This window comes from Sorangium sp. So ce145 (assembly GCF_051525985.1).
GTDB lineage: Bacteria > Myxococcota_A > Polyangia > Polyangiales > Polyangiaceae > Sorangium > Sorangium cellulosum_B.
In genome coordinates this window covers 1,600,731-1,627,587 of the sequence record NZ_CP150315.1, presented here as the reverse complement: position 1 = coordinate 1,627,587, position 26,857 = coordinate 1,600,731, and the positions used below count along the sequence as shown (strand labels likewise).

30 protein-coding genes are annotated in these 26,857 nt (G+C 71.7%); 16 read left to right on the top strand and 14 right to left on the bottom strand.

Annotated elements, in window-relative coordinates:
* Nucleotides 1–44 precede the first annotated feature (44 nt).
* Both WMF34_RS06095 and WMF34_RS06090 read left to right on the top strand, forming a co-directional pair.
* On the top strand, nucleotides 45–1,307 hold the full coding sequence (locus WMF34_RS06095; RefSeq protein WP_437992700.1) for a hypothetical protein: 1,263 nt from the start codon (nucleotides 45–47) through the stop codon (nucleotides 1,305–1,307).
* Nucleotides 1,304–1,846 (top strand): GNAT family N-acetyltransferase, encoded by a 543-nt coding sequence (locus WMF34_RS06090; protein WP_012233772.1) that lies wholly within the window; start codon nucleotides 1,304–1,306, stop codon nucleotides 1,844–1,846. Before WMF34_RS06095 ends, WMF34_RS06090 begins: the two co-directional genes overlap by 4 nt.
* A 57-nt stretch (nucleotides 1,847–1,903) precedes the next feature.
* Here the strand turns inward: WMF34_RS06090 and WMF34_RS06085 are convergent, their stop codons facing one another.
* Nucleotides 1,904–3,313, bottom strand: coding sequence for a sensor histidine kinase (locus WMF34_RS06085; RefSeq protein ID WP_437992699.1), 1,410 nt, complete (start codon nucleotides 3,311–3,313; stop codon nucleotides 1,904–1,906).
* 294 nt (nucleotides 3,314–3,607) lie between these two features.
* Between WMF34_RS06085 and WMF34_RS06080 the strand changes: the two genes are divergently transcribed.
* From WMF34_RS06080 to WMF34_RS06060, 5 genes are all read left to right on the top strand, one after another.
* A complete protein-coding gene (locus WMF34_RS06080; RefSeq protein ID WP_437992698.1) occupies nucleotides 3,608–4,714 on the top strand; it encodes a substrate-binding domain-containing protein in 1,107 nt (368 codons plus the stop codon).
* A 46-nt stretch (nucleotides 4,715–4,760) separates the two neighbouring features.
* On the top strand, nucleotides 4,761–5,591 hold the full coding sequence (gene modA, locus WMF34_RS06075; RefSeq protein WP_437992697.1) for a molybdate ABC transporter substrate-binding protein: 831 nt from the start codon (nucleotides 4,761–4,763) through the stop codon (nucleotides 5,589–5,591).
* A complete protein-coding gene (locus tag WMF34_RS06070) occupies nucleotides 5,588–6,403 on the top strand; it encodes an ABC transporter permease (RefSeq protein ID WP_012233768.1) in 816 nt (271 codons plus the stop codon). The genes modA and WMF34_RS06070 overlap by 4 nt, the downstream gene beginning before the upstream one ends.
* Nucleotides 6,403–7,179: an ABC transporter ATP-binding protein gene (locus WMF34_RS06065; protein ID WP_437992696.1), complete on the top strand. Its 777-nt coding sequence runs from the start codon at nucleotides 6,403–6,405 to the stop codon at nucleotides 7,177–7,179. Before WMF34_RS06070 ends, WMF34_RS06065 begins: the two co-directional genes overlap by 1 nt.
* A 170-nt stretch (nucleotides 7,180–7,349) precedes the next feature.
* Nucleotides 7,350–7,580, top strand: coding sequence for a hypothetical protein (locus WMF34_RS06060; RefSeq protein ID WP_044964117.1), 231 nt, complete (start codon nucleotides 7,350–7,352; stop codon nucleotides 7,578–7,580).
* Between the two features lie 311 nt (nucleotides 7,581–7,891).
* On the opposite strand, the gene WMF34_RS06055 is transcribed toward WMF34_RS06060, so the two are convergent.
* The 5 genes from WMF34_RS06055 to WMF34_RS06035 form a co-directional block, all read right to left on the bottom strand.
* Nucleotides 7,892–8,383: a Fur family transcriptional regulator gene (locus tag WMF34_RS06055; RefSeq protein WP_231864707.1), complete on the bottom strand. Its 492-nt coding sequence runs from the start codon at nucleotides 8,381–8,383 to the stop codon at nucleotides 7,892–7,894.
* Nucleotides 8,384–8,485: 102 nt separating this feature from the next.
* On the bottom strand, nucleotides 8,486–8,815 hold the full coding sequence (locus WMF34_RS06050) for a DUF3368 domain-containing protein (RefSeq protein WP_231864706.1): 330 nt from the start codon (nucleotides 8,813–8,815) through the stop codon (nucleotides 8,486–8,488).
* Between the two features lie 161 nt (nucleotides 8,816–8,976).
* Entirely contained in the window at nucleotides 8,977–9,231 is a 255-nt protein-coding gene (locus WMF34_RS06045; RefSeq protein ID WP_012233764.1) for a UPF0175 family protein, read from the bottom strand.
* Nucleotides 9,232–9,356: 125 nt separating this feature from the next.
* A complete protein-coding gene (locus WMF34_RS06040) occupies nucleotides 9,357–9,716 on the bottom strand; it encodes an ArsR/SmtB family transcription factor (protein WP_012233763.1) in 360 nt (119 codons plus the stop codon).
* Nucleotides 9,700–10,230: an SRPBCC family protein gene (locus WMF34_RS06035; protein WP_012233762.1), complete on the bottom strand. Its 531-nt coding sequence runs from the start codon at nucleotides 10,228–10,230 to the stop codon at nucleotides 9,700–9,702. Before WMF34_RS06035 ends, WMF34_RS06040 begins: the two co-directional genes overlap by 17 nt.
* A 108-nt stretch (nucleotides 10,231–10,338) precedes the next feature.
* Between WMF34_RS06035 and WMF34_RS06030 the strand changes: the two genes are divergently transcribed.
* The 3 genes from WMF34_RS06030 to WMF34_RS06020 are packed head-to-tail and all read left to right on the top strand — an operon-like array spanning nucleotide 10,339 to nucleotide 11,858.
* Nucleotides 10,339–10,668: an ArsR/SmtB family transcription factor gene (locus tag WMF34_RS06030; RefSeq protein WP_437992695.1), complete on the top strand. Its 330-nt coding sequence runs from the start codon at nucleotides 10,339–10,341 to the stop codon at nucleotides 10,666–10,668.
* 10 nt (nucleotides 10,669–10,678) lie between these two features.
* Nucleotides 10,679–11,182 carry an SRPBCC family protein gene (locus WMF34_RS06025; RefSeq protein ID WP_437992694.1) on the top strand — a complete coding sequence of 168 codons (504 nt, stop codon included), beginning with the start codon at nucleotides 10,679–10,681 and terminating at the stop codon, nucleotides 11,180–11,182.
* A 7-nt stretch (nucleotides 11,183–11,189) separates the two neighbouring features.
* Nucleotides 11,190–11,858, top strand: a complete 669-nt coding sequence (locus WMF34_RS06020; RefSeq protein ID WP_012233759.1) for a glutathione S-transferase family protein — start codon at nucleotides 11,190–11,192, stop codon at nucleotides 11,856–11,858.
* Nucleotides 11,859–11,865: 7 nt separating this feature from the next.
* Here the strand turns inward: WMF34_RS06020 and WMF34_RS06015 are convergent, their stop codons facing one another.
* The gene (locus WMF34_RS06015; protein ID WP_231864705.1) at nucleotides 11,866–12,846 is read right to left on the bottom strand and encodes a ketopantoate reductase family protein; all 981 of its coding nucleotides are present in this window, start codon (nucleotides 12,844–12,846) and stop codon (nucleotides 11,866–11,868) included.
* On the opposite strand from WMF34_RS06015, the gene WMF34_RS06010 reads away from it, so the two are divergent.
* Nucleotides 12,829–13,674: a LysR family transcriptional regulator gene (locus tag WMF34_RS06010; protein ID WP_437992693.1), complete on the top strand. Its 846-nt coding sequence runs from the start codon at nucleotides 12,829–12,831 to the stop codon at nucleotides 13,672–13,674. The two genes, WMF34_RS06015 and WMF34_RS06010, sit on opposite strands and share 18 nt — an antisense overlap.
* A 262-nt stretch (nucleotides 13,675–13,936) precedes the next feature.
* On the opposite strand, the gene WMF34_RS06005 is transcribed toward WMF34_RS06010, so the two are convergent.
* The 5 genes from WMF34_RS06005 to WMF34_RS05985 form a co-directional block, all read right to left on the bottom strand.
* A complete protein-coding gene (locus WMF34_RS06005) occupies nucleotides 13,937–16,399 on the bottom strand; it encodes a hypothetical protein (protein ID WP_437992692.1) in 2,463 nt (820 codons plus the stop codon).
* Nucleotides 16,400–16,415: 16 nt separating this feature from the next.
* Entirely contained in the window at nucleotides 16,416–16,991 is a 576-nt protein-coding gene (locus WMF34_RS06000) for a GNAT family N-acetyltransferase (protein ID WP_437992691.1), read from the bottom strand.
* Nucleotides 16,988–17,329, bottom strand: a complete 342-nt coding sequence (locus tag WMF34_RS05995) for a hypothetical protein (RefSeq protein WP_012233754.1) — start codon at nucleotides 17,327–17,329, stop codon at nucleotides 16,988–16,990. Before WMF34_RS05995 ends, WMF34_RS06000 begins: the two co-directional genes overlap by 4 nt.
* A 108-nt stretch (nucleotides 17,330–17,437) precedes the next feature.
* Entirely contained in the window at nucleotides 17,438–18,865 is a 1,428-nt protein-coding gene (locus WMF34_RS05990) for an MFS transporter (protein ID WP_437992690.1), read from the bottom strand.
* On the bottom strand, nucleotides 18,862–19,401 hold the full coding sequence (locus WMF34_RS05985; RefSeq protein WP_012233752.1) for a hypothetical protein: 540 nt from the start codon (nucleotides 19,399–19,401) through the stop codon (nucleotides 18,862–18,864). Before WMF34_RS05985 ends, WMF34_RS05990 begins: the two co-directional genes overlap by 4 nt.
* A 149-nt stretch (nucleotides 19,402–19,550) precedes the next feature.
* Here WMF34_RS05985 and WMF34_RS05980 point away from each other — a divergent pair, with 149 nt between their 5' ends.
* Nucleotides 19,551–20,510, top strand: coding sequence for a LysR family transcriptional regulator (locus tag WMF34_RS05980; protein WP_437992689.1), 960 nt, complete (start codon nucleotides 19,551–19,553; stop codon nucleotides 20,508–20,510).
* A 34-nt stretch (nucleotides 20,511–20,544) separates the two neighbouring features.
* Here WMF34_RS05980 and WMF34_RS05975 read toward each other — a convergent pair whose 3' ends face one another.
* A complete protein-coding gene (locus tag WMF34_RS05975; RefSeq protein WP_437992688.1) occupies nucleotides 20,545–21,609 on the bottom strand; it encodes an NAD(P)-dependent alcohol dehydrogenase in 1,065 nt (354 codons plus the stop codon).
* A 418-nt stretch (nucleotides 21,610–22,027) separates the two neighbouring features.
* Here WMF34_RS05975 and WMF34_RS05970 point away from each other — a divergent pair, with 418 nt between their 5' ends.
* Complete coding sequence (locus WMF34_RS05970) at nucleotides 22,028–22,522, top strand: DUF421 domain-containing protein (protein WP_437992687.1); 495 nt, start codon at nucleotides 22,028–22,030, stop codon at nucleotides 22,520–22,522.
* Nucleotides 22,523–22,544: 22 nt separating this feature from the next.
* Here WMF34_RS05970 and WMF34_RS05965 read toward each other — a convergent pair whose 3' ends face one another.
* Entirely contained in the window at nucleotides 22,545–22,748 is a 204-nt protein-coding gene (locus WMF34_RS05965) for an ATP-binding protein (protein WP_437992686.1), read from the bottom strand.
* 129 nt (nucleotides 22,749–22,877) lie between these two features.
* Between WMF34_RS05965 and WMF34_RS05960 the strand changes: the two genes are divergently transcribed.
* From WMF34_RS05960 to WMF34_RS05950, 3 genes are all read left to right on the top strand, one after another.
* Nucleotides 22,878–23,771, top strand: a complete 894-nt coding sequence (locus WMF34_RS05960; protein WP_437992685.1) for a hypothetical protein — start codon at nucleotides 22,878–22,880, stop codon at nucleotides 23,769–23,771.
* 398 nt (nucleotides 23,772–24,169) lie between these two features.
* Nucleotides 24,170–25,615 (top strand): RNA polymerase sigma factor, encoded by a 1,446-nt coding sequence (locus tag WMF34_RS05955; protein WP_437992684.1) that lies wholly within the window; start codon nucleotides 24,170–24,172, stop codon nucleotides 25,613–25,615.
* An 83-nt stretch (nucleotides 25,616–25,698) separates the two neighbouring features.
* Nucleotides 25,699–26,778 carry a hypothetical protein gene (locus WMF34_RS05950; protein WP_437992683.1) on the top strand — a complete coding sequence of 360 codons (1,080 nt, stop codon included), beginning with the start codon at nucleotides 25,699–25,701 and terminating at the stop codon, nucleotides 26,776–26,778.
* Nucleotides 26,779–26,857: the final 79 nt, after the last annotated feature.

Here is a 26,857-nt window from a genome sequence, read left to right as displayed (position 1 = left end):
CCAAGGTGCCAGATCCAGGGCACCGTGTCGACGAGGAGCCAGCCATGCCCACCGCCGACGACCCGACGCTGTCGACCGCCCGCGAGCAGCCCCCCGCTCCCCCGCTGCGGCCGCTCGAAGGCGACAAGACGGGCGAGCTCTCGTCGCGCATCGCCCGGCGCGCGGCCGAGGCGCACGCAGGTCAGCCGCTCGATCGGCTCCTCGCCGAGGACCTCCCGGGCAACGAGCTGACGACGCTCCTGCTCCACTGCCTGCGCCGGCGCGCGCTGCGGCGGAGCTTCGCCGACGTCCTCGACCACGCGGAGCGCGCGCCCATGACGCACGCCTCGACGGCCGATGCGCGGCGGCTGCACGCCCTCGACGCTGCGGCGTACGCGGCGGCGGCGGACTTCGAGGCGGTGGATCTGGCCCCAATCGGGCCGCTCGGCGCCACGGCGTGCGCGGGCGTCGAGCCGAACAACGTGCTCGCGACGGTCCGCTTCGCCGAGGTCGCCGCGGACCCCACGACGGGGCTCGCGCTGCACGCGGCGCGGCGGCGGCGCGGGACCCGGGGCAACGAGCCGCTGCGGTTCTGCGCGAGCCAGCGCGTCCTGCGCATGCAGCCGACGACCCAGCCCGGCTTCACGCCGCACTTCCGCCTGTTCGCCCTCGCGACGGCGGCGCGCTCGCCGGGCCGCGGCGAGGACGACGCGTGCGAGCGGCGCGCCCTGCTCGAGCACCTCGTCGTCTGGGCGGACCTCGTCCGCGCGCTGCCTCACGCGGGCTTCCGCGCCGCGGGGCTGCGCGTCGTGCTCTCCGACACGTCGCTGGTCCGCGCGAGCCTCGGCGCGCGCGGCGTCGACGCGGACGCGATGGCGCGGCGGGCGAAGGCGCACGAGCCCGGGTCGACGGAGGCGGCCCTGCGCGAGGCCGGCGTCGATCTGCCGCGCCGCGCGGCGGATCTCGTGGGGGCCGCGCGGTCCCTCGGGCTCGGCCCCGAGCTCCTCGCGCGCGCCGAGCGCTGGGTCGCCGAGGTGAGCGAGCCGCTCGCCCGCGCACGCCCGGAGGTCGAGGTCGCCTACGACCTCGCGCGGCTGCAGGGGCTCGGCTACTACGCCGGGCCGTTCATCCAGCTCCACGTCCGCCGGGACGACGGCCTCGAGCTCCCGCTCGGGGACGGCGGCGCCTTGCCGTGGCTCGGCGCGCTGCTCTCGAACCGCCGCGAGCGGATGGTCGCGACCGGCATCGGGAGCGAGATCCTCGTGAAGCTCTTCGATCGATCGGAGGCTCGGGCCGGCGAGGCTCGACCGGAGGGAACGACCCCATGATCCTCGAGATGCCCGCGTTCACCCTGCGTCCCTGGGCGGCGGTCGACGTCGACGCGCTCGTGAAGAACGCGAACGACCGCCGCGTCTGGGCGAACCTGCGCGATCGATTTCCGCACCCGTACACGCGCGGCGACGCCGAGGGCTGGATCGCGCACTGCGCGGCGCGCGCGCGGCCCGGCGAGGCCCTGGCGATCGTGGTCGCCGGCGAGGCGGCCGGCGGCATCGGCCTCGAGCGCCTCGACGACGTGCACCGGGGCACCGCGGAGCTCGGCTACTGGCTCGGCGCGGCCTACTGGGGCCGCGGGCTGGCGACCGATGCGGTGATCGCGCTGACGCGGTACGGCTTCGAGCAGCTGGGCCTCGAGCGCATCCAGGCCGGCGTCTTCGACTGGAACGGGGCGTCCGCCCGCGTGCTCGAGAAGGCGGGTTACGCGCTCGAGGCGCGGATGCGCCGCCACGTCGTGAAGGACGGGCGGGTCGGCGATGTGCTGCTCTACGCGCGCGTCCGGGAAGGCGCGCCGGCCGGCGGGCAGCCGTGAAGCGCCGGGCGGCACGGGCGCCGCCGCGCGCCACGTGGCGCCACGTGGATCGACGCCTCACCCGCGCGGGCGGCCCTCGCCTCCCGCCGCGGGCGCGGGCGCCTCTGCCGCCGCGGGCGCCTCTGCCGCCGCGGGCGCCTCGTGTCCCGCCGCCTCGGCGATCGGCAGCGTGAAGTAGAACCGGGCGCCCTGCCCGACCTCGCTCTCCACCCAGATGCGGCCGCCGTGCGCGTCGACGATCCCCTTGGCGATGTAGAGCCCGAGGCCGGTGCCCTTCTTCCCGGGCGTCTCGTCCTTCCAGAACCGCTCGAAGATGCTCGTGAGGTTCTGGGGGGGGATCCCCGGCCCCGAGTCGAGGACGGCGAAGCGGGCCATCGCCCCGTCCCGGTCCACCGAGAGGATCACCTGGCCGCTCCTGGGCGTGAATTTCAGCGCGTTGCCGAGGAGGTTCGACAGCACCTGGAGCACGCGCTCCCACTCCGCGCGGATCACGAGCCCTGGCTCCTTCAGGGATTGCTCGAACCGGACCTGCTTCGACTCGGAGAGCGGCCCGAACGTCTCCATGGTCTCGTGCAGGAGATCCTCCACCGCGAACGGCTTCGGCGTCACCGAGAACCTGGAGGCTTGCATCGTCGTCACGTCGAGCATCGTCCTGATGAGGCGCTCCATCCGCAGCGAGACGTGCTCGATCGACTCCGCTTGCTGCCGTGTCCGCTCGGAGTCGGCGCCCCGCCGCAGCCACGCGGCCTTCAGCGCGATGGCGCCGAGCGGGTTGCGCAGATCGTGGGCCACGATGCCCATGAGCTCGTCGCGGGCCGCCAGCGCCAGGCGCGCGGCGTCGCGCGCCTCCCGGGCCTTGTTGTACGGGCCGCCGAGGAGCTTCGTGAAGTACCAGGCGATCCCCAGGCCGGCCAGCACCAGCAAGCCCAGCAGGCCCTCGAGCCACAGCTCCAGCCGGGCTCGCTCCGCCTTCGCGTCGTCGTAGAGCTGCTTCAGGACGTCTTGCTTGTACTCGACGAGGCGGGTGAGGGAGCCCTCGAGATCGCGGTGACGCGGCCTCAGCTCCTCGTCGAACCGGCGCACGAGGTCGCTCGTATCGTCGGTCCGCTGCCGGGCGGCGAGCAGCTCTTTCTGCACCCGGACGAGGTGCCTGGCCGCCTGCTCGACCTCGGCCACCCGCTCGAGGCCGGTCGGGCTGAGCGCGTGGTCGCGAAGCGCGCCGACGTGCTCGTCGAAGCGCGCCCTGGCCCTCTTCGCCTGCTCGAGGAGCTCGCGATCGCCGGAGATGAGGTAGCCCCTGCCGTGAGACACGATGAGCTCGCTGCTCCACCGGAGCCGCTCCGCGAGCGTGATCTCGTGCTCTTTGGCGCGCAGCCGATCGATCTGAGCCTCGGCCACGGACGAGAAGCGCCGCACCGAGAACGCCATGCCGAGCGCCAGGAGCAGGGTGAGGATGGCGTAACCCATCCTCGCCGTGGCCTCGAAGCGCGTCCGCGTCGGAATGACCGAAGTTCCGTCCTCTCGACGGGCGTCGGCGGATCCGTGGGGCTGAGCCACTCCGCGAAGGCTAGGCCGCGTTGCGCGAAGAGCAAGGCGCCCCGGCGCCGCGCCGCACGGCGAGGCGCGCTCCGGCGGCGAGCGGGAGCGTGGCAGGACGACGCGCGACGAGCGGGGCGACTCGACCTGTCGAGGGGGCGAGTGGCATGTCAAGGCCGCCAATCGATGACAAGAAAGCGTTCCTCGGTGTAAAGTGTGTGCGTCATGACGGACCGAGCGGCGAACCGGGTTCGCGAGCGGCGCGAGGCGCGCGGGCTGTCCCAGGTGGCGCTCGCCGAGCGCGCCCGCCTCACGAGGCAGAGCGTGGGCGCCATCGAGGCGGGCCGCGCGACCCCGGCGGTCGACGTCGCGCTGCGCCTCGCGAGCGCCCTCGACTGCTCGGTCGAGGTCCTCTTCGGAGAGCCGAGCGCGGTGGCGGACCTCGCGACCGAGACCGACGCTCCGGCGGCGCTGGGCCGCGCCGCGGTCGCGCGCATCGCGGATCGCTGGGTCTCCTACCCTCTCGAGCAGGACGCGGTGCGGGTGGCCGCGGACGGCATCGTGACCGGCGAGCGGCGCGGGAGGGCCGTCGTCGAGCCGCTCCGGGCGCTCGCCGAGGTCGAGGAGAACGTCGTCGTGATGGGCTGCGCGGCCGGCCTCGGGCTGCTCGCCGACCGGCTCAACACGAGGCCGGGGCCGGGGCGGTTCCTCTGGTTCCACCGCTCGAGCACCGCGGCCCTCCAGGCGCTGGCCCGGCAGCGGACCCACGTCGCGGGCGTCCACCTCGTCGACGCGCGCACCGGCGAGGCGAACGTCGCCGACGTCCGCCGGCTCGGGCACGCCGAGCCGATCGTCCTCATCACGCTGGCGCGCTGGGAGGCGGGCCTCCTCGTGCGCCGCGAGGACGCCGGCCGCATCCGCGGCGCGGCCGACCTCGATCTCCCCGGCCTGCGCCTCGCCGGCCGCGAGGCGGGCGCCGGCGCCCAGCGGCTCCTCGAACGCGAGATCCGCGGCCAGGGGCTGCCGCTCGAGCTCGCGCGCAAGCCGCACCTGCGGGTCGCCGGCCACCTCGACGTCGCGCGCGCCGTGGCGATGGGCGCGACGGACACCGGCGTCGCGACGCGCGACGCGGCGATGGCGTTCGGGCTCGGCTTCGTGCCCCTGGCCGAGGAGCGCTACGACCTCGCTGTCCCGCGCGAGGGGCTCGATGACGGCAGGGTGCAGCGCCTGCTCGACGTCCTCGTCTCAGGGGAGTTCCGCCGTGAGCTCTCGGCGCTCGCCTACGACGCTCGCCAGGCGGGCGAGCGGGTCGCCGAGGTGCGGGCGGCGTGACGGCGCGAACCGCGCCATGGAACGACGGACCCCAGGAGTCTCCCCGATGAATTGCCCCCGACGACAGCTGGTGCGCGCCCTCCCCCTCCTGATCCTCGCGGCGTGCCTCGCCGTCCTCGGCGGCTGCGAGCGGCCTTCGCCGACGTCCGCCCAGCGGGAGGACAGGCTCGTCGTCTTCGCCGCCGCCTCCCTCCGGGACGTGTTCACCGCGCTGGGAGAGGACTTCAAGCGCTCTTATCCGGGCGTCGAGGTCACGTTCAACTTCGCCGGCACGCAGGAGCTCCGCACGCAGCTCGAGCACGGCGCCGCCGCCGACGTGTTCGCCTCGGCGGATCAGCGCCACATGGATGAGCTCGTGAAGTCCCAGCGCGCCGCCGGCCCCGTCGTCTTCGCGCGCAACGAGCCCATCCTCGTCGTCGCGAGCGAGAGCGCCGCGACCGTCCGGGGGCTCGCCGACCTCCCCGCCGCGACCCGCATCGTCATCGGCACCCCCGAGGTCCCGATCGGCCGCTACACGCTCCAGATCCTCGATCGCGCGTCGGCCTCTCTGGGCGCGGATTTCCGCGCGCGCGTGGAGTCCAAGGTCGTCTCGCGCGAGCCGAACGTGCGGCAGGTGCTCGCCAAGGTGCGCCTCGGGGAAGCGCAGGCGGGCGTGGTCTACAGGACGGACGCGCAGGCGGCGCAGGACGGCGTGGTCGTCGTGGCGATCCCGCCCGAGGTCAACGTCCTGGCCGAGTACCCGATCGCCGTCGTGTCCGGCGCCGCGCACCCCGGGCTCGCGCGCGCGTGGGTCGACCTCGTGACGTCGGAGGCCGGCCGGACGGCGCTGTGGCGCGCCGGGTTCCTCGTGCCTTCCGGGGGCGGCGCGCCTCGGTGAGCGGGCGCCTCCGCGCGGAGCGGGTCGCCTTGGCCGCGGTCGGCGCGGTCCTCGTGGCCTTCCTTGCCGTCCCGATCCTGGCCTTGTTCGCGACGGCCACGGCGGGGGACGTCGCGCAGGGGCTCCGCCACCCCCTCGTGTGGCCCGCGCTGCGCCTGAGCCTCCTGACGACCTCCGCGAGCCTCGCCGTCGTGGTCGTCCTGGGGACGCCGCTCGCCTGGACGCTGGCGCGCTCGCGCGGGCGGCTCTCGCGCGCGGTCGAGGCGGTGGTGCAGCTGCCCATCGTCGTCCCGCCCGCGGTCGCGGGCGTCGCGCTGCTGCTCGCCTTCGGCCGCCGCGGGCTCCTCTCCGGGTGGCTCTACCCCGCGGGGTGGTCGGTCTCGTTCACGACGACGGCGGTCGTCGTCGCCGAGGTGTTCGTCTCGGCGCCGTTCTTCGTGCAGGCGGCGACCAGCGCGTTCCGGAGGGTCGACGCGCGGCTCCTCGTGGTGGCGCGGACCTTCGGCGCGTCGCCGCTCCGGGTGTTCTTCCGCGTGGCGCTGCCGCTCTCGGCCCCTGGGCTCGCCGCGGGGGCCGCGATGAGCTGGGCCCGCTCCCTCGGCGAGTTCGGCGCGACGCTCATGTTCGCCGGCAACCTGGAGGGGCGGACGCAGACGCTGCCGCTCGCCATCTACACGGCGCTCGAGTCGGAGCTGCGCGCCGCGCAGGCGCTGTCGATGGTCCTCGTCGTCGTGGCGTTCACGCTGCTCCTGTTCGTGCGGGCCGTGCTGCGGCGCTCCACCGAGGCCGAGCGCCCCGAGGCGGCGCCGTGATGGCGGCGGAGCGCCTCCGCGCCCGCGTGACCGCGCGCATCGGGCGCCTGCGCATCGAGGCCGATCTCGACACCGGCGGCGGGTCGCTCGTCCTGGTGGGGCCGAACGGCGCCGGGAAGACGACCTTGCTCTCGCTCCTCCTGGGCATCTTCCCCGTGGAGCGAGGGCGCGTGGAGGTCGGCGAGGCGGTGCTCCTCGACACGGCGGCCGGGATCGACGTGCCCGTCGAGCAGCGCGGGATCGGCTATGTGCCCCAGGACTACGCGCTGTTTCCGCACCTCAGCGTCCGCGAGAACGTCGCGTTCGCGGTGCGGAGCGATCCCTCGCGGCGCGGGCGCGCGGCCAGCGCCGAGGTCGTCGACGCCATGCTCGACGACCTCGGCATCGCCGCGCACGCCCACCGGCGGACGCAGGCGCTCTCCGGCGGCGAGAAGCAGCGCGTGGCGCTCGCGCGCGCGCTCTCGGTGAGCCCGCGGGCGCTGCTCCTCGACGAGCCGCTCGCCGCGCTCGACGTCCACTCGCGCCGCGAGGTCCGGGCGTTCCTGTCGGACTACCTGCGGACGCTCGCCATCCCCACCGTCGTCGTCACGCACGACGCCACGGACGCGCGGCTCCTCGGAGATCGCATCGCCGTCCTCGAGGCAGGGCGCGTGACGCAGACCGGCACCTGGGAGGAGCTCTCCGCCCGACCGGCGTCGCCCTTCGTGGAGGAGTTCGTCGCCGTGGCGCGCAGCGCCGCCGACGCACCGCCCTCCCGGAGCGCGGATTCAGCCTGAAAATTCAGCGAGGAGCCGCGAAGACCATCTGTCACGGCCGGATCTCCGATCGCGAGGCCATCCATCCGTCAGTCGCCCCCAGTCGCCCCCCCAGCGAGCAGTTGCCACCCCCGCGCATCCATATTGAAAATGAGAATCATTCGCGTTACGGTCTGGCTCGGGAGGTCGACTTGTCAAACCCGAAGGACTGTCGTCACGAAACCCTCGCGTACAACGGCGTCGCGCACGTCCAGCGGTGCTTGGACTGCGGGGGTATCTCGATTCACCTCGGCCCCGTCTCCGTCCGGCTCGACGATTCCAGCCTGGAGGCGCTGTGGGCCGTGCTCGGAGAGGCCACCGCGGAGCTCCACGCGAGGAAGACGACCGAGGTGCTGAACGTCGTGAGGCGAGGTGTCGCGTGAGGGCCCGGGCGCTCGCGGGCGCTGCCTCGACGGCCCTTCCGCTGGACGGGCCCTGGGGGACGTTCAGCGGAAGGGTCCGGGAGCTCGCGTGCGCGGCCATGGAGCGCCTTGGCCGGTGGGTCGCCGTGGCCGGCTGCGCGGCGATGCTCGGCTTCGTCGGCGCGTTCGTCGCCCTGAGCGCCGGCTGGATCGAGTGGCCTGGCTACCTGGCGGCGGTGTCCGGGTCGCTGCTCATGTACGCCGCCTGCCTCGCGGTCGGGCACGCCGGTGATCCGGTCGCGCTGCGGCGCCGGCAGGGCGCCTCTCGCGCGTCAGCCCTCGACGCCGGCAGCGCTGCAATCCTTGCAGATCCCGAGCAGCTCGTGGACGTGGCCCGTCAAGCGGAAGCCGAATCTCTCCGCGACATCGCGCTGAAGAACCTCGATCGCCTCGAACTCGAACTCCACGACCTTGCCGCAGCGTGTGCAGATCAGATGGTCGTGATGTTCACGCTCGAACGCTCGTTCGTACCGCGCGCCGTCGCCCTTCGACACGAGCGTCATCTGGAGGAGCCCCGCTTCAACCAGGAGGGGTAGGACCCGGTAGACCGTGGCGGGGTGGGCATCGACGACGCCGCTCTCGCGGAGCTCCTTCAGCAGGTCGTCGACCGAGAAGTGCCCTCGCCTGAGGAGCGCCGCGCGCGCGATGGAGTCGCGGACCGACGACCCCTTCAGGCCGCGCTGCCGCACCGTGCGCCGCAGCCGCTCCAGCGCCCGCTCGAGGCCGGCCTCGTCGAGCGCGGGCGGCTGGATCACATGGCGCACGCGGCGAACTATACGAACCGTTCGCAAGATGGTCAACGCTGGCCCAGCACCTCGGCGGGTGCGCGGCATGCTGCGCTGGAGCTCGCCTGCCCGGCGTCGCCGTCAGCCCGCCTCTCCTGCTCTTTCCAGCACCGCGCGCCAGACGGGTGTGGCCAGGCGAAACCCGAACGTCTGCAGGCGCTCCAGCTCCGGACGGACCAGGTCGAGAAGCCCGCGCTCCTTCGCGACCACAAGGACGCCAGCCGTTCCGGTGATGTGCAAGCCCAGGGATGCCGCAACAGTTCGCGCGTATCCGTCGTCCAGAAGGACCAGCGACCCAGGGAGCGACCGCGAGAGCGCGATCCCCTCGGTTTCCCCGGCGCCAAGCCCGTCGATCCCCTGGAGCGCATGAGCGGGGGGCGATCGCAGCTCGATCCAGTCCAGGGTGGTCACGTCGGGCAGATCCCTCCCCAGGCGAAGTCCTACGTTGAGCTCTGCGACGACGGCAGGTGGGACGAGCAAGCGGCGATAGAGCTGTTGCAGAAGCTCGAGGCGCCCGAGGCGGTGAAGGTAGCTCAGCGGCCCCGTATCGCTGATCACCGCGACCGGAAGCGTCATCTCGCCGCCGTCGTGGCAACATCCACATCGGCCGGGTCGAACGCCGCGGTCGGGATGCCGATCTCCGCGAGCCGGGCTGCGAAGCGAAAACGCTCCACGCATGCGATCTCGGCGGCCTTGGCCAGCGACACCCGACCTTCCTCGTAGAGGCGGATCGCGGCGGCGAAGGCGATCTCGGACGCCAGCCGTTCGGCCGGCACCTGCAGAGCTGCGCAGAGGTCGTCGGGTACCGTCAGGGCGACGATGGTCATGCCTCTCAGTATCGCGCGAAGCGCCCCGGTGTCGAGGTCGGCTCGGGCCACAGCCGGCGTCCGCGTCAAGGTTCTGGGCGGCGCTCGGCGGCTTCACAGGACTGCTTGCGCTGCAAGCCGCTCCCCTATCGCGTTTCCCGTTTCCTCGGCGGAGGCGACGGCTCCTCGACCATCCGGCGCAGCCGCTCGAGCGCGCGATCCCAGCCTGCGGAGATGCCGTCGAGGAACACGCGGGCTTCCTCGATCCGCCGCGGCTCGAGCGCGTAGAGGACCTCGCGCCCGCGCCGCTCGTGCGTCACGAGGCCCGCGCCCTCGAGCACCCGGAGGTGCTTCACGATCGCCTGTCGCGTCACCTTCGCTCCGTCGGAGAGCGCGGTCGCCGACAGCGCCCCTCCGGCCCCGAGCCGGGTCACCACCGACAGCCGCGTCCCGTCGCCGAGGGCGAAGAAGACGTCAGCGATCGCCGGTTCACACGCTGTCGACATACTTCGCGATGTTCTCGGCCTGGGCGGCCCATCCCCCCTCGTTCATGCGGAACGCGCGCTCGCGCCGATGCGCCGGCACACGGTCGAAGCCGGACTCCACGATGGTGAGCAGGGTGCCTTCAGCGACCCCCTCGAGGCGGAACTCGACGAGCGTCGTCGGCTCGTTGTCCGGGTCGGCCTCGGCGTCGATGCCATACGGGATCCAGCGAAAGCTGAAGTACCGCTCCGGCTCGATGCGCTCCACCGTGCAGAACACCGCGCCCTTCTCGGGGAGCTTCACCTTCGAAGGCCGGAGACCGCGGCTCTTCTGGTAGTCCATGATGGCGGCCTCGTTGAGCTCCTCGTCGAAGATGCCGGTGAGCGTCTTGCCCGCGACGAACTCGCCCTCGAGCTCGACCCCGAACCAGCGCCCGAACTCCCGGGCGTCGGCGATCGCCCGCCACACGCGTGACACGGGCGCGCGCAGCGTGACCCGCTTCTCGATCCTGTCCGTTGATGTCTCCGTGGATGCCATGTGCAACCTCCTGGATGCACAATACCGAGCCGCTCGACGAAGTGCAACCATTTGATTGCACCTCGTCCTTCGCTTGACTTCCGGGCGTCGATCCACAACCATATGGTTGTGGATTCGCTGAGCACGACCCTGGCCGCCCTGAGCGACGCCACCCGGCGCGCGATCCTCGTGCGGCTCAAGACGGGGCCTGCGTCGGTGCACGAGCTGGCGCAGCCGTTTCGGATCTCGCAACAGGCCATCTCCAAGCACCTGGCGACCCTGGAACGAGCGGGTCTGATCGAGAAGCGGCGCGACGGGCGGCAGAACGTTTGCCAGCTCAATCCCGCGCCGATGCGGGAGGTGGCGAGCTGGGTCGAGCAGTACCGGCAGCACTGGGACGAGGCGTTCGGCCGCCTGGACGACCTCCTGCACGAGCTCCATCCCCCAAAGAAAGGGTGATCACGTCACGATGCAATTTTCTCAAACACCTCATGAGCCCACGGTCCTCATCGAGCGCACGTTCGATTTTCCGCGCGACGTGGTGTTCGACGCGTGGACGAACCCCGACCTGCTGGCGCGCTGGTTCGCGCCGCGGGGGTGCACCCTCCGCTTCGCGCGGATCGACGTCCGGCCGGGCGGGGGCTTCCACTCGTGCATCCACAACCCGCAGTTCGGCGATTGCTGGACCATCGGTGTCTACCGCGAGGTCGTGCGGCCGGAGCGGCTCGCGTTCACCCTGCGGATCGCCGACGCGAACGGGAATCCCGTCTCCTCCGAGAGCCAGGGGCACGATCGGGACTGGCCCGAGGAGACGCTCGTGTCGATCACCTTCACCGAGCGAAGCGGGCGGACGCTCGTGAGGCTCGAGCAGAACGTGAGCGAGGCGCTCGCTCGCCGGACCGGCGCGCACCCGAGCTGGCTCCAGATGCTGGACGCGCTCGGCGAGGTGCTGGCGAGGGGCGCGAAGCATTGAGGCCGCCATGACGACACCGATCCTCTACGCCCACCCCTTCTCGTCCTACTCCCAGAAGGCCTTCATCGCCTTCCATGAAAAGGACGTCCCCTACGAGCTGCGCCTGCTGGAGCCTTCCAACCCGCAGGCCGGCGCCGAGCTTGCGGCGCTCTGGCCGCTCGGCAAGTTCCCCGTGCTCCGGGTCGGCGACCTCGCCCTGTGGGAGGCGACCATCGTTGTCGAGTGGCTCGACCAGGCGCATCCGGATCCTGCCCGCCTGATCCCGCGCGATCCGGACGCCGCGCTCCAGGTGCGGATGTTCGACCGCATCTTCGACAACTACGTCATGAACATGATGCAGGTGATCGTGAACAACCGCATCCGCGCGATGCAGTCCAACCCGCGCGATGAGTACGGGGAGGTTCAGGCCCGCGCCGCCCTGGACAAGGTCTACGCCTGGCTCGACGGCGAGCTCGCCGGCCGCACCTGGGCGACAGGCGACGCCTTCACCCTCGCCGACTGCGCCGCCGCCCCGTCGCTGTTCTACGCCGACTGGGTCCACCCCTTCGACGACCGCCCGAACCTGCGCGCCTACTACCGCCGCCTGCGCGAGCGCCCGTCCGTCGATCGCGCCGTGGAGGGCGGCCGACCCTACCGCCACTACTTTCCGGGCGGCGCGCCGGCCGATCGCGACTAGCTCCAGTCTACGGGCGGATCGCCAGCAGCTCGGCGGCCTGATGCGGCGCCGCGGTCGCCACCATGTCGATGAGCATCCGGGGCTCCGCGGCGCCGAGCGCGCCGAGCTTCCGGAGCTCCTGGGTGCGGCTCATGAGCCACAACAAGCCAGTCGTGAGCGTGCGCGGCAGACGGCTGAACAGCGCCAGCACGGCGGGCTCGAGGGCGTGGCCCAGGCCGCGCACGATGTGAAACCCCTGGGCGAGCGCGGCGGCGTAGCGGCGCGCCTCACGCCAGGTGATGCCGGCGTTCCGGTGCGCCACGACGACGCCGATCGACATGAGGGGGATCACCATGGCGGCGTGCGAGCGCAACCATCCGTGCATATCGGCGCTGGTCACGGTCGGGATCCCCGCAGCGCCGAACACCTTCGCCCAGGCCGCATCGCCCACGGTGGTGCCGGGCAGGATGCGCCTCCGCAGCTTGCCGTCGATGAGATGCGCGAGCACGCCGCCGGGAAAGCCGAACGAGAAGCGCTCGGCGCCCACCGCGTCCCGCAGTCGATCCAGCGGCTCGAAGGTGTTGAACATGAACATGATGTGTCTCGCGGCGCTCTGTCGCAGCGCGGGTAGGACGCTGTCGACCTGAGGCGCCAGCACCGTCACGAGCACGAGATCGTACGGGACGCTCGGGTCGAGGGTGCCGGCGACGGCCACAGGGGCGCGAGCGCCATCGGTCAGAACGATGGCGCGATCTTCTCGCAGGCGATCCAGTCGCGCGCCGCGCGCGACGGCCGTGACCTCGTGGCCGGCTTTCGCCAGCTGATAAGCGAATGTACTGCCGATGGCTCCTGTACCGAGAACTGCCATTTTCATGGAGACAGCATAACCTGCGCTGCGCCACGGATGTTTTGCGCTGATGCAAACCGGTTTTGCATGGACGAAGATCCGCCGAGATGGCAGGGTCGTCCCATGGACTGGGACGATTGTCGTGTGCTGCTCGAGGTCCACCGCCGCGGGAGCTTCCTCGCGGCCGGGCAGCGCCTCGGCATGTCGGCTTCCACGGTCATGCGCCGCGTCTCGACGCTCGAGCGCGCGCTCGGGCGCTCCCTCGTCCACCGGACGAGCCACGGGGTGCGGCTCGAACGCGAGGCCCTCGCGCTCGTGAACATCGCCGCCGGGTTCGAGCAAGCGCTCGGGGCGCACGATCGCGAGCGAGCCGGCACCGTGCGCCTCTCCGTGCCGGAGGGGTTTGGCGCCGTCGCGGCCCAGGCGGCGCGGCGATGCTGGGAGCAGGACCGGACGACCATCGTCGAGGTGTCGGTCGAGGCGCGGCTCGTCGATCTGGCGGAGCGCGAGGCCGACATCGGGCTCCGCGGGGGTCGTTCGGCCTCGAACGTGCTCATCGAGAAGCGCGTCGGCGAGGTCAGGCCGGCTCTGTACGCGAGCGCCGCTTACCTGGCGGCGCATCTGCCCGGACGCCTGGTCACGAGAGACGACTACACAGGGCAGCGCTTCATCGTCGATGAGCGGATCACCCAGGGACTCGGCCCCTTCCACTGGCTCGTGGAGCGCGGCGCGCAGAACTTCCCGCTTCGTTCGAACGCCGTGGAGACGCGGCTCGAGGCAGCGCGGGCGGGCATGGGCATCGTCGTGCACGCGGCCGGCGTCGATGTTCCGGGTCTGGAGCCCGTGGCGCTCGACGCCGCGGGTCCGTCGGTCCCGTTCTACGTCGTGATGCATCGAGAGCTGCGCCAGGTGCCGCGCATGCGCGCCATGGCGAGGGCGCTCGGCGAGCTGTTCGCGGAGTACACGACCAAGGCCACCGCTCGTGGATAACAGCGGATGGCTCGGGTTCCTGCGAGGCGACGCGCCTTGAGCGCCGCGACGATCGTGGGGCCCGACGGTCGAGCGCGTTGCCGCTGGTCCGGCGCGGCGCCGGAGTTCATCGACTGATGGGGCTGGTGAACGATCACGTCGAGGGCTGCGTCATCCGAGGAGAGGCCGAGCGCTCGCGTGAGCGATTCAAGCGCCCCCGGCGCTGACACCTGCCTGCGTGGTCCCGACGCTTCGTGGCACCGGCGGCGAGACAAGCGCCGCCTCACGTGAGACCGGCGCCGAACGTGCCGAGCGCGTTCGCGAAGGTCGTGCCTGTCGGGGCGGCGGGCAGCGCGGAAGGCGGAGGGCCCGCGAGCTCGAAAAAAGCGGGCATCGGGAGCGGCTGCGCCGTCGCGCCGCGGCCCAGGCACCACCGCTCGTAATGCGTGAACGTGATGAAGAAGCGGTGCTGGTCGACCACCCAGATGATGCGCCAGAAGGAGCTCACCTCTTCGGCGAGCGCGGCGTTCCCGGCGCAAAGGTACACGATCTCGGGGACCGACCTGAGCGAGACCTCGAGGCAGATGTGCCGCCCGCCGCCGAGCGGGAGCTCGCGGGTGTGGTCGGAGAAGAAGTCGTACCAGACGAGCTGCCCCGACAGCAGACGATCGAGCGTGGCTATCACCCAGGGGTTCGATTTGGCGATCTTCGCGACGGTGACGGCGTTTCCCTGGAGCTTGCCGCTCTTCAGCCAGTCGTCGACGACGAAGGCCCCGAAGGTGCATGAAGGATCGTGAAGGAAGCCGACCGGGCTGGGAGAGAGGACCTGCGCGCCGCGGGCCTCGCAGATCATGTCGACCGAGATCTCGAGGAGCGCGGGCCGGCGCTCGCCCTTGACCATCCGGTAGAGCCGCAGCTTGCCGCGCGCGACGTCGCGGAAGATCTCGGCCCAGGCTCGCTGGTAACGCCGCTGGTTGGCATACGTCGCGTCGAGCAGGAGGGCGCACGGCACGTTGCTGGTGCTCGCGAACCCCTTCTTCTGCGTGTCGCCCCATTCCGTCTGATTGCCGCCGAGCCGCTTGGCGTCCCATGCCAGCCCGTCAAGACCGTAGTACTCGACGTCGGGCGGCACCGGCTTCGTGCCGCACACGGTACGGTCGTACTTGTTCTTGATGTCGGCGGGGGCGCCGAACACCTTGGGGTGCGTGCGGGCCGCGTGCGCGGCCGCCAGCGCCTCCTCCATGGTCTGTTGCAGGCTCTGGCCAAGGCCGAGGACGTTCATGATGATCAGCTCGACCTTGGGGTTCGCCGGAAGCTTGCTCCGGAGCTCGAGGAGGGTGGCGAGGTCGATAACGCCTTTCTTTAGCAGGCAACTCGACACGATCGTGATCGCGAGCTCCTGGGTCTCCGCCAGCGACGGATCCTTGGGAGGCTCCAGCGCCTTGAGCTTCATGATCTGGCCGGGGATGTCATTCGGCGTGAAGATGACGGACCAGATCTTCTCGGTTCCCTCGAGGTGCGGCGCGAGCTGCGGCAGGTAGACCCAGAGGTTGCGCTTCGCGGCTCCCCAGAGATCCTCCCGCCGCCCCGGCGGGATCGGCGGCGGCAGCCCGAGATCCTCTCTCAACCCCGCATCCAGCGCGCGGGCCAGGCCGGCCGCGTCGGCCTGCAGGCGGAACAGCTCGTTTACGAACGCTGGCGACAGCGCCGTGGGCGCCTTCAGCGGCGGCTGCCCGAGGTTGCTCAGCGGCTGTTGCCCGTAGACCGCACCGATGCATATCTCGCAGACCGAATCGATGGCCAGCAGGCGCTCGAGCAGGTCCTCGACGCCGCAGCTCCGATGAAGGTGCGCTTCGTTGAGCTCGAGGCAGAGCCCCGCCAGCATGCCGGTCAGCAGCAGCACGAAGTCCCGGACGTTCGACGAGGGCTGGCTCGTCGGGTCTTTTCCGAAGTGGGTCCAGCACGGGCTGTCGATCAGGCACCCGGCGTGCGCGAGGTCGAATTTCAGCGTGTGCGCGAGGAGCGGCTTCGGAAACACGTCGGTCCTGTCGTGCGCGAGCAGGAGGTCGAGGATCTCCTTGCGCGCATCCTTGATCTTCGGGACGGCGAGCTTGGCGCAGACGGTCTGACGGTCGGCCGAGGCGAGCAGAGCGCAGGCGTACTCGACGAAGGCGGCCTGCCGTGGCGACATGTAGAAGTCGATCGCGGTCGCGAATTCCCAGATGCCCTGGTCCCCCAGCATGCAGGGGGCATAGGCGCAGGGGAGATAGAGATCGGCGCCATGGATCACCTCCTCGACAGCCTGGATGTTGCCTGTCTGGATGGCGGCCAAGAGGAGGAGCGTGTCGCCGGCGGCGGGCGGTCCGAGATCGTTGAACTCCCGCTGCGCCTTGTTCGCGGCGTCGTCCCCCTCGATCTCCTTCTCCTTCTCGATGACGGAACAGGTCGTCTCCGGCCCCCTCTTGCTCGGGACCAGGCGCAGCACCTCGTCGGTCGAGGTCTCGAGCGCGGACTGCTCGTCGGTCACGAACCGCCACCGGTAGTAGCGCGTGCGCAGACGGAGCAAGTCGAGCAGCTTCAGCTCGGCGGCGGCGTCGGGCCAGCTCGAAGGCGCCGACTGCAGGAAGAGCTCGAAGTCCAGGAGGCCGAGCTCGGTGACGGTCGGCGGCCGGAAGCGCCCCTGCTTCCTTGCCCGCTTCTTTGACTTGTATCGCGTGGCGGGGAGGGACGGTTCTCTCTCTTCCATCTTCGTGCCCCCGCGCTCAGAGCGCCCGGCCGTAGGCGAGCAGCGGCGGCGCGCCGCCGGGCGCCTCCTCCGCGTCGCTCCGTGACATGCGCTCGAAGCCCAGCGCCTCGGCCAGGCGGCGCGAGCGCAGATTGCCGGGCGCGATGAACGTCGTCACCGAGCCGAGCCCGCGGGCCCGCGCCTCGCCGAGCAGCGCCGAGACGGCGGCGCGCCCGATCCCGCGGCCCCAGAACGGCTCGCCCAGCCAGTAGCGGATCTCCGCCGTGCGCCCGTGGCGATCGATGGCGCAGAGATCGCAGCCTCCCGCGACCACGGGCGCGCCCCCGGGCGCCGCGGCCTGCCCAGCCGCCTGCGCGACCCACCGCGCGACGACGATGGCGAAGCTCGCCCGCGTCCCCTCGCGCTCGTGGTGGCGCAGCGCCACCACCTCGCGCTCGACGTGCCGGGGCGGCAGCGGGTGCGGCAGCCGCAGCGGACCCGCCACGGCCGGGCCGGCGAGCATCTCCTGCATGGCGGCGGCGTGCTCGAAGCCGAGCGGCTCGAGGCCGACATCGAACCGCGGCCCGGCCGCGGCGCGGAGGGCGGCGCTCACCCGAGCTCCCCGTGCGCCCGCGCCTTCAGCCGCGCAACGCGATCCCCCATCGGCAGCCGCTCGTCCGCGAGGATCGCCCGCGCCCAGGCCCGCTCGACCTCGAACCCCGCGCCGAGCGCGAGGTCGATCATGACGAAGCGGCCCACGTCGCGATCGTCGTCGATCCCGAGGGCGCGCGCGCGATCGACGGCGGCGCGCACGCGCTCGAGGCGCGCTGGCGCCGGTAGCGCCGCCGCCTCCGCCCAGTGGCGCGCCGCGATCGCCGCCAGCTGCTCCGCTAGCCGATCGTCCGGCGGTCTCGCCAGAGCAACCCATTGCGCCCGACGGATCGTCAGCATTGCTCAGAATCGGATACGCCCGTGCCCGAGGTGGGTCAAGGCGCCAACCGGCGCCCCTCCTTCTCGCCCGCGGCGCTCTCTGCTCGAAGAGCTCGGACACCGCGGCTCTCAGCTGCCCATCCTCCCACCGTCATGGCTGCGGTGCGAGCCAGCGCGCAGCGCGCTGACGATCCCGGCGCTCAGCGTCAGCACGGCGCCGATACCGAGGCCGATGCGCGGCGCGGCATCTACTGGCATGAGCGTGAAGAGCAAGGTCATGACGACAGCGCCCGCCGTCTGGCCGGCCAGCCGCGCGGTGCCCTGCATGCCGCCCGCGGCGGCGCTCCGCGCGCGCGGCGCCGCGAGGAGCATGTTGCGGTTGTTCGGCACCTGGAACAGGCCAAAGCCCGCGCCGCAGAGCGCCACGAACGGCACCAGCGAAAGCGCGCTGCCGTGCGCCGGCGACAGCGCGAGCGCGGCGAGGCCCAGCGCGAGACACCCCGCGCCCGTCGCGCACAGCCAGGCCGTCGAGATGCGGTCGGCGAGGCGGCCGGCGACGGGCGCCAGGAGGGCCACGCTCAGCGGCCAGGGCGTGATCAGCAGCCCGGTGGTCAGGGCCTCTTGGCCAAAGCCGTGCCGCAGATAGAAGGGCAGCGCGACGAGCGCCGAGGCCTGCCCCGCGAAGCACGCGACCGAGGCGATCACCGAGACGCGAAACGAACGGCTGCGCAGCAGGTCGAGCGGCACCAGGGGCGCCTCCTTCGGCAGCTCGCGGCGGAGCAACAGCGTCGCGCTCAGGGCGGCCGCGGCGAGCAAGCCGGCCCCGAGCGCCGGCGCCGCCGGCAGCAGCTCCGCGCCCGCGATCAGCGCGCCGAAGGCCCCCGCGCTCAGCGCCATGCTCGTCGCGTCCAGCGCCCGCGCCGTGCCGGGGACCTCGGGGAGGCCGCGCGAGGCGAGCAGCACCGCCACGCCGAGCGGAAGATTGACGGCGAACAGCCAGGGCCAGCTCGCGCTCGAGAGCAGCACGGCGCCGACCGTGGGCGCCGCGGCCGAGGACAGCGCCACGGCGAGCGCGTTCCAGCCGATGGCGGCGGCCAGCTGCGCCTGCGGAACCACGAAGCGCAGCAGCGCCACCCCGAGCGCCATCACGGCGGCGCCCCCGAGCCCCTGCAAAAAGCGCGCGGCGACCAGCCAGTGGAGCGATGGCGCCAGCGCGCACAGCGCCGACGCGCCCGTGAACAGCCCGACGCCCGCCGTGAACACGGCGCGATAGCCCAGGCTCTCGCCCAGCGCGGCGCACGGCAACAGAGCCATCACAAGCCCGAGCTGGTAGGCGCTGACGACGCGCACCGACGCGGCGGGCGTCACCTGGAGCGCGTGCGCCAGCGCAGGCAGCGCCACGTTGGCGATGCCCGCGGAGAGCACCACCAGCACCATGGCCGCGAGCACGCACGCAATCGCCTCCGCCCGCGCCGGGCCCCGCACACCGGAGGCCGCCTGATCGGGCGCCTCGCTCGGGAGGGGCGCGCCCGCGATCGAGGTGCGCAGCGCCATCATGTTCCCACCGTCCAGGCGCCGTTGCGCTCGACATAGCGGGTCACGCGCCGCGCGACCTGATCTTCCTGTCGGAGATCGCGCTCGGTGAAGCGGAACAGCAGCGCCGGGCCGGCGACGCAGCGCGTGTCGTGGATGTCTCCCGGCAAGAACAGCTGCGCCTGTCCGGCGCGCAACAGCGTCTCGTCACGCTTGACCAGCTGGACGCCGGCGCCGGTCTCGACGCGAGCGTAGGTGGACATCGCGATCTCTCCGCGCTGCAGGGCGTAGATCACCCAGCTGCGACCGTGGTCATGCGGCGGGCGGTAGAGCCCGGCCTGCTCGGTGTGGGCCTGCAGCACGAAGCCGTGCTCCGCATCCCGGTAGAGCTCCCTGGACGCGGGCGCCTCCTCGTGCAGCGCCGCGAGCCAGGGCTCCGCGGCGTGCGCCTTCGCCAGCTGCTCCAGGTGATCGCGACAGCTGGCGACAAGGTCGCTGCTGAGCGGTCCCCAGCTGGCGCGGGTGCGATGGACGAACAGGTCAAGGGCGTTCTCGGTCATGGGTGGCCTCCGGCTCGGCTCGAATCGAGGTGATCCGCGCTTCGACGTCGAAGCTAGAGCGCCGGCACGGATTGCGGAACGCGCAACGGTCGCAAAGTATATGTGCGTCTGACGCCATGGTCCGCCGCGACCTCTGCTAGCCTGATGGGATGTCGCTGCCTGATCTGAACCTGCTCGTGACGCTCGACGTGCTGCTCACCGAAGGCAGCGTCACCGGCGCGGCCCGACGGCTGCGCCTGAGCCCGTCGGCGATGAGTCGGGCGCTCGCGCGCTTGCGGGAGACCATGGGCGACCCCCTGCTGGTGCGCGCTGGACGCGGCCTGGTGCCGACCCCGCGCGCGCTCGAGCTGCGCGAGCGCGTGAGCCACCTGGTGCAGGGCGCCGAGGCCGTCCTGCGCCCGGCCGAGGAGCTCGACCTGAAGCGCCTGGTGCGCACCTTCACGCTGCGCACCAGCGAGGGCTTCGTCGAGAGCTTCGGTCCAGCCCTGATCGAGCGCACCGGCGCCCAGGCGCCAGGCGTCCGGCTGCGCTTCGTGGCCAAGCCCGACAAGGACAGCGCGCCGCTGCGCACGGGCGCCGTCGACCTCGAGACGGGCGTCGTCGACGAAGACACCAGCCCCGAGCTGCGCACCCAGGCGCTGTTCCGCGACCGCTTCATCGGCGTCGTGCGCAGCGACCACCCCCTCGGCCGCGCGAAGATCACGCCCGCGCGCTACGCCGCCGGACGCCACGTCGTGTTCTCGCGGCGCGGCGTGGCCAAGGGGCGCATCGACGAGAGCCTGGCCGCGCTCGGTCTGGCGCGCGAGGTGGTGACCATCGTCGGCGGGTTCGCCACGGCGATCGCGCTGGCGCGCGCGACCGACCTGATCGCCACCGTTCCGGATCACCACACCAGGAGCCTGCGCGACGGCCTGTTCAGCTTCGCGCTTCCCTTCGCCGCGCCGGAGATCACCGTCTCGTTGCTGTGGCACCCGAGGCTGGACGCGGACCCCGCGCACCGCTGGTTGCGCGACAGCGTGCGGGAGGTCGTGGCAGGCGGGGAAGAGACGGCGGCGCGGAGCGGGCGTCCCGGGCAGCGCCGCGAGCCACGGAAGAGGCGAAGGGGCTAGCGCCGCCCCTCAGCTTCGACGATGACCTGTGGCTTTACCCCCGTGGCCCGGCGGCCAGGCTGGCGGTGTCGATGACGAAGCGATACTTGACGTCGCTCTTGAGCATCCGCTCGTACGCCTGTTCGATCCGCTGGATCGGAATGACCTCGATGTCGGCGACGATCCCCTTCTCCGCGCAGAAATCGAGCATCTCCTGCGTCTCGGCGATGCCGCCGATCGTCGACCCGGCGATCGTCCTGCGCTTGAGCACGAGGTTGAAGACGGCGGGCGACGGGTGGGCGTCCTTCGGCACGCCCACGAGCACCAGGGCGCCGTCCCGCCTGAGCAGCCTCGTGAAGGCGTCGAGGTCATGGCTCACCGCGACCGTGTCCAGGATCATGTCGAAGCTCTCGGCGTGAGCGTCCATCTCGCTCGCGTTGCGCGACACAACGACCTCGTCCGCGCCGAGGGCCCTGGCGTCTTGCCGCTTCGACTCTGACGTCGTGAACGCGACGGTGTGCGCGCCCATCGCGTGGGCGAGCTTGACGCCCATGTGGCCGAGCCCGCCGATGCCCACCACGCCGATCTTCTTGCCGGGCCCGGCGTTCCAGTGCCGGAGCGGCGAATAGGTGGTGATGCCGGCGCAGAGCAGCGGGGCCACGGCCGCCAGCTGCTCCTCGCGATGGCTGATCCTCACCACGTACTTGTCGTCGACGACGATCCGCTGGGAGTAGCCGCCCAGCGTGTGCCCGGGGGCGTCCGGGGTCGGAGAGTTGTAGGTGAGCGTCATGCCCCGCTCGCAGTACTGCTCGAGGTGTTCGGCGCAGGACGCGCAGCAGCCGCAGCTGTCGACGATGCAACCGACGCCGACCAGCTCGCCCTTCTTGAAGCGAGATACCTGGGCACCCACAGCGGACACCCGCCCCACGATCTCGTGCCCAGGAACACACGGATAGAGCGTGCCGGCCCATTCACCTCGGACGGTGTGCAAGTCCGAGTGGCAGACGCCGCAGTAGGCGATGTCAATCTGCACATCGTGGTCGCCCGGGGCGCGGCGAAAGATGTCGAGCGCCTCCAGCGGCTTGTCGGCGGCATGGGCACCAAAGGCTTTCACGGTCATCGTTTACTCCTGGAAGAGCCTGAGCTCCTGGAAGGGGGAGGATCGGCCCTGCTAGCTCGTCGGCTGCCGGGCCACGTGCAGCACTATAGTGCGCTCGGCACCGACGGTGAACCAGAGCGCTGAACTAGCATAAAATCGAACAAATACAATAATTTAGCAGACAGCGCACCGGGCGACCCCCTCCTCGCCCGCGGGGCACACGGTCTGGAGCGGTCCCTTTCTTGCGAGGCCCCTCCAGCGCGAGCGAAGCAGTGCTCCCGTGCCCCGAAGGAGGCGGCCATGCCCAGCAATACCGAGATGAGACACGTGCATCGCTGCGTCGAGCTCGCGGCGCTGGCGCGCTGGGCGACCGCGAACCTCGCTCCCGGCTTCCATCCCGCGCGCTGACGCGCGTGGCCGCACTGGCGAGAGGACGCCCATGGAAGGGAACTTTGGTTTTTCCAAGCCCCTCTGGGAGATCGCCCTGCGCACGACGCTCGTCTATCTCGCCCTCGTCATCCTGATCCGCGTCATCCCCAAGCGACGCACCGGGCATCTCTCACCGAACGACATGCTCGCCCTCATTCTCATCGGTGGTATGGCCGCCGACGGCATCATGGGCGGCTCGAGCTCGCCCGCGGACGCCTTGCTCATGATCGCGCTCATCGTCGCCTGGGGCTACGTGCTCGATATCCTGGAGTTCCGCGTCCCCTTCTTCCGGCGTTGCCTGCGCGACACGCAGACGACCCTCGTCCGAGACGGCCGCCCGCAATGGGAGAACATGCGCCGCGAAATGGTCACCGAGGAGGAGCTGCAGGCGGCCCTCCGCAGGCAAGGGATCACGGACATCACCACGGTGCGCTCTGCCTGCCTCGAGGCGGACGGGGAGATCAGCGTGGTCAAGAAGCAGGGTGCGCAGGGCGGCGAGCAGTGAGTCGGGCTGACCGACGGCCCCTTCAGCGAGAACACGTGTGCGTCGTGGACCAGCCAATCGCAGTTCGCGTCGGCGCTGGTGGGTTTGCGAGCATCTCGTGCCAACGTTTCATCGGGACCCGGATGGTCACCACGGTCGAGCGCTCGTCGTACCTGTCTTCCAGCACCTCGAGGAGATCGCGCCGCTTCGCGTCCTTCATCGGCGCGATCAGCAGATCGTCGAGCATGTCCTTTCGAAGTTCGGGGCGCGTGGCATCGGGTCGAATGGCCGCTTTGCCACAGAAGCGGCTCCTCGGCGCGCACCGTCCGCGTCGATTGCTGCCCAACCGGAAGCGCTGTCGCCGTAGAATGCGCCAGTGAGCAACGTGCCCAGCGCCGCCGACGAGCTCGAGCGGTACCTCCGCACCGGCGAGACCGACCCACACCACGCGGCATGGCCCGGCGGGTTCATGGAGCGTGCGAACCGCGCCCACGAGGAGCTCCGAGGCGCGCTTGTTCGCGAGGTGCGGCGGCGGGCCGAAGGACTCGCGCACCAATCCCTGCCGCACGCCGACGCCGTCGCCATCACGCGGGGCAAGGTCGAGCCGATGGTGCGGGGGCTGTTCCCGCGGGTCGAGCAGGACGCGGTGCTCGCGACGCTCGAGAAGTCGGTCGTGTTCGTCACGAGCGCGAACATCGAGCCGCTCTTGCTGGAGCATGGATACGACAGCTCGGCGTGGACGCTCGCCAACCTGTACCTCGCGAGCCTCGGCGCGGATCTGCTCGGCGAGGACGCGCCGCGCCTCGTTGGCTTGAGCGAGGGGACGACCTGCTATGTCTCGGTCGAGTACTTCGCGGACGACGATCCGTTCGCCGACTTCATCGTTCACGAGGCGGCGCACATCTTCCACAACTGCAAGCGCGCGACCGTCGGTCTTCGCGAGACGCGGACGAAGGAGTGGCTCCTCGACATCGAGTACCGCAAGCGCGAGACGTTCGCGTACTCGTGCGAAGCCTACGCGTGCATCCTCGCGCGCGCCAAGGGCCCGGCCGAGCGCCGTGCGCTCGCCGCGGAGTACGGTGCGACGGCGCGGCTCTCCGAAGAGCAGGTGGACCCGAGCGAGGTCGCAGACATCGTCGCGGAGGCGGCGAGCGCACGGAACGGCTGGAAGATCATGCTCGCGCGGTGCGCTCCGGCGAGCCGCCCGCGGTCGGCTATCCAGCTGCTACGAGCGTCGTGGGCCGCTGAGGATGCTGCCCGGCGTCGGTGATCGAAACGGGCCCCGGTATCCATGCATGTCGGCCCGTTGGCCCGTCGGCCCAGCACGCCTTCTACGTCATCGTCCCCCCCACCGCCGTCACGTTCATGGGGAACCAGCACACGCACGCGCCATCGTGACATCACGACACTCGAGGCGCAGGGCGCCGACATCGAGCTCCCGGAAGATCAGAGGGTCGGACAGGTTCGCCACGCGGCGCACAGCGGATGGATGCCTCGGTCTGCTGGAGGACCTGCCCCCTTCCCGTCGGGCATCCCACGCGGTCGAGGGGATCGCCCCTCGTCCGAGCTGGCATGGCACCGGGTCGGAGGGGGCCGCATCGGGCCGGAGGGGGCCTCGGCCCGGCCCGATTCTGTGACGGCCGCGGGAAGCGCCCCGTAATTCTGAGCATGAGCCCTTCTCGTCCTCCGGCCGCCCCGGTCCAGCACGGCGCCTGGACATCAATGCACACAACCGCCGTTCACGTCCTCCCTGGGATGCTCCGGTTCCTCGGCGTCGCCGAGGACGACCTCGACGACCTGTGCCAGGACGTCCTGCTGGGCGCCTACCGCAGCTTCCCCCGGTACGACCCCATGCGCCCCAGCAGCGCGCGCACCGCGGTCCTGGTGGACTCGCCAGACACCGTGGGCTTCGGCGCAGCGCCCGCGCAGGCCGCCGTCATCGCAGACAGCGCGCGGAGCGACACGCCTCCCTGGCTGCGCAGCCCCCCCGCGGGCATGCCCGATCCATCTCGACCGGAGCGCCTCGGCGAGCACTGGCGAGCGGAGGCTTCGTGGCTCTTCGGGATCGCCTGGCGGCAGGTCCGCCATCACCTGGAGCGCGCCTACCGGCGCCGCGAGGTGCCGGTAGGGCTCGCGGACGCCGCCTGCTTCCAGGAGGCAGACATCGCGGCGAGCAGCGAGCATCACATCGCCGTGCAGGAGCGGCTCGCGCTCGCGATCCGCCTCCTGTCGGAGCTCGCGCCCGAACGCCGCGCCGTCCTCCTCCTCGCCGACGCGTACGATGTCCCGATGCGCGAGATCGCGCGCGCCCTGTCGCTCAACGAGCACACCGCCGCGAGCCGGCTGCGCCTCGCGCGCCGGGACTACCGCGCCGCCGAGAAGCGGCTGCGCCCCGAAGAGAGACGGGCGCTCCGGTCCAGCGTCCTCGTGCTCCCGCTGTTCTCCGCGACCTCGTTGCGTTCGCTCCGCGAGACGATCCTGCCCGCGAGCGACCCGGCCGCGCCGAGCGCCGGAGCGCGGGTCGATGGGACGCGGTGGCGAGCACGCCTCGTGGGCCTCGCGCGCCCGCTCGCCCGGGCCCTTCGAGCGGCGCTCGTGTGGGGTGCGGCAGGCGTCGCCGGTGGCCTGCTCCTGGCCGCCTGGCTCGCTCGGGCACCGGTCGACTGGGCGCGCCACCTCGGCCCGGGCGCGATAGCCCTCCTCGTCGCGCGGAGCACACATCCCGCCCCGACGCCGGAGCCGCGACCCGCGGGCGTTCTCGGCGAAGCGCCGCGCTCCGACGACGCCACGCGCTCCGACGACACCAAGAGCCCCCGAGCACCCGCGGCACGGACGACCGATGGGCCAGGACAGCGCAAGCCGGCCGGATCGAGGCACGCCCCGGCGCTCCCAGACCAAAGCCAGGATCGGCTGGACGAGGAGCTTGCGCTGCTCGATACGGCCAGGCAGGCGCTGTTGCACGGCGAGCGCGGCGCTGCCCTGGAGCACATCGATGCGCACGCGCAGCGGTTTCCACAGAGCCGGCTGAGGTTGCTGCGCGAGCGGCTTCGGTCGAAGGCGGAGGCGCTGCCGGTGACGACGACCGGCGGCACGGCGGGGCGCGAGCGGCGATGAGCGCAGCGCCGCCGCATCACGCGCGCGTCGCGTCGCGCGCCCCGCGACGGGGAAAGCGGGCACGGCGCGCAGCGTTCGCTTCGATGGCCGCGGCCCTTGCCGCGCAGCTCGCGGCCGCGCCGGTCCGGGCCGATTCCGGACCGCGCCGGGCGCGCGTGCGCATCGAGCTCACCCGCGGCCCAGGCGCTGAGCGCTGCCCCGACGAGCAGTTCCTGCGCGCGGAGATCGCCCGGCGCATGGGCTTCGACCCCTTCGACGCGGAGGCTCCGTTCACGATGGCAGCGTCGATAGAACAAGGGCAGCGCGAGCTCATCGCGTCGATCTACCTGCGCGATCACCGCGGCGTGGTGATCTGGACCGACGGCTACAGGACCCGCGGCGACTGCAAGTCGCTGGTGTCGACGGTGGCCCTGTCGATCGCGGTGCAGCTCGACGAGACGGGCGAGCTCCCGCCGCCGCAGGCAGCGCCGGCCCCGCGGGGAGAGCCGGCGATGCCGGCGGAAGCGCCGTGCTCCCCCGAGCGCCCGTGCGCGGGACAGCCGGCGCTGCCGCCGAACGAGGCGCCGCCCGCGCGCCGGCCGGGCAAGACGCCGCCCGCGCGCGAGCTGCGATCCGTGCGGGCACCGCCCCCGAGCAGCGCGGGGCAAGCTGCGGCGGAGCGCTGCCGGTGGAGCGTTGGCGCCGGCGCCACGATGGCGTTGGGGCTGACGCCCGGCGTTGCGGTTGGACCGACATTGGCGGTCACGGGACGTTGGCCGGCATGGTCGGTCGCGCTGGAAGCCCGCGGGCTCTCCTCGCTGTCGACAAACGTAGATAGCGTGCGCGTGGCGACATCGGCGCTCACCACGAACGCAGTCTTGTGCTTTCACCGGCATTTTCTCTTCGCGTGCGGGGTCGGAGAGCTCGGCGTGCTCCGTGCAGCGCCCGAGGTTCCGATCACCCCGGAATCGCTGCTCGGCCTTCGTGCCGGAATCGGCGCGCGAGCGGGCGTCACGTGGCCGTTTTCAGAGAGCCTCTCTGGGTACGGGTATACCGAGGCCGTTCAGCGCTTGGTCGACTGGTCACTCCTCCGCCGCGGAGGCATCGCCGAATCAGAACGCGCGGCCTGGAGCGCTCCCGCGCTCGGTGTGGCGTTCGGGATGGGTCTACAACTGAACCTGTGACGGGGATCCGGCGGCAAGGACATCTGCCGTTCCCGCAGGCGAGAAAGCATGAGAAATTTTCCTCAACACGCGGAATGCT

Coding starts and splice junctions, on each gene's coding strand:
- WMF34_RS06095 (WP_437992700.1), top strand. CDS start 45: ATGCCCACCGCCGACGACCCGACGCTGTCGACCGCCCGCGAGCAGCCC.
- WMF34_RS06090 (WP_012233772.1), top strand. CDS start 1,304: ATGATCCTCGAGATGCCCGCGTTCACCCTGCGTCCCTGGGCGGCGGTC.
- WMF34_RS06085 (WP_437992699.1), bottom strand. CDS start 3,313: ATGGGTTACGCCATCCTCACCCTGCTCCTGGCGCTCGGCATGGCGTTC.
- WMF34_RS06080 (WP_437992698.1), top strand. CDS start 3,608: ATGACGGACCGAGCGGCGAACCGGGTTCGCGAGCGGCGCGAGGCGCGC.
- modA (WP_437992697.1), top strand. CDS start 4,761: ATGAATTGCCCCCGACGACAGCTGGTGCGCGCCCTCCCCCTCCTGATC.
- WMF34_RS06065 (WP_437992696.1), top strand. CDS start 6,403: ATGGCGGCGGAGCGCCTCCGCGCCCGCGTGACCGCGCGCATCGGGCGC.
- WMF34_RS06045 (WP_012233764.1), bottom strand. CDS start 9,231: ATGACCATCGTCGCCCTGACGGTACCCGACGACCTCTGCGCAGCTCTG.
- WMF34_RS06040 (WP_012233763.1), bottom strand. CDS start 9,716: ATGTCGACAGCGTGTGAACCGGCGATCGCTGACGTCTTCTTCGCCCTC.
- WMF34_RS06035 (WP_012233762.1), bottom strand. CDS start 10,230: ATGGCATCCACGGAGACATCAACGGACAGGATCGAGAAGCGGGTCACG.
- WMF34_RS06025 (WP_437992694.1), top strand. CDS start 10,679: ATGCAATTTTCTCAAACACCTCATGAGCCCACGGTCCTCATCGAGCGC.
- WMF34_RS06020 (WP_012233759.1), top strand. CDS start 11,190: ATGACGACACCGATCCTCTACGCCCACCCCTTCTCGTCCTACTCCCAG.
- WMF34_RS06005 (WP_437992692.1), bottom strand. CDS start 16,399: ATGGAAGAGAGAGAACCGTCCCTCCCCGCCACGCGATACAAGTCAAAG.
- WMF34_RS05995 (WP_012233754.1), bottom strand. CDS start 17,329: ATGCTGACGATCCGTCGGGCGCAATGGGTTGCTCTGGCGAGACCGCCG.
- WMF34_RS05990 (WP_437992690.1), bottom strand. CDS start 18,865: ATGATGGCGCTGCGCACCTCGATCGCGGGCGCGCCCCTCCCGAGCGAG.
- WMF34_RS05985 (WP_012233752.1), bottom strand. CDS start 19,401: ATGACCGAGAACGCCCTTGACCTGTTCGTCCATCGCACCCGCGCCAGC.
- WMF34_RS05980 (WP_437992689.1), top strand. CDS start 19,551: ATGTCGCTGCCTGATCTGAACCTGCTCGTGACGCTCGACGTGCTGCTC.
- WMF34_RS05975 (WP_437992688.1), bottom strand. CDS start 21,609: ATGACCGTGAAAGCCTTTGGTGCCCATGCCGCCGACAAGCCGCTGGAG.
- WMF34_RS05970 (WP_437992687.1), top strand. CDS start 22,028: ATGGAAGGGAACTTTGGTTTTTCCAAGCCCCTCTGGGAGATCGCCCTG.
- WMF34_RS05965 (WP_437992686.1), bottom strand. CDS start 22,748: ATGCTCGACGATCTGCTGATCGCGCCGATGAAGGACGCGAAGCGGCGC.
- WMF34_RS05955 (WP_437992684.1), top strand. CDS start 24,170: ATGAGCCCTTCTCGTCCTCCGGCCGCCCCGGTCCAGCACGGCGCCTGG.
- WMF34_RS05950 (WP_437992683.1), top strand. CDS start 25,699: ATGGCCGCGGCCCTTGCCGCGCAGCTCGCGGCCGCGCCGGTCCGGGCC.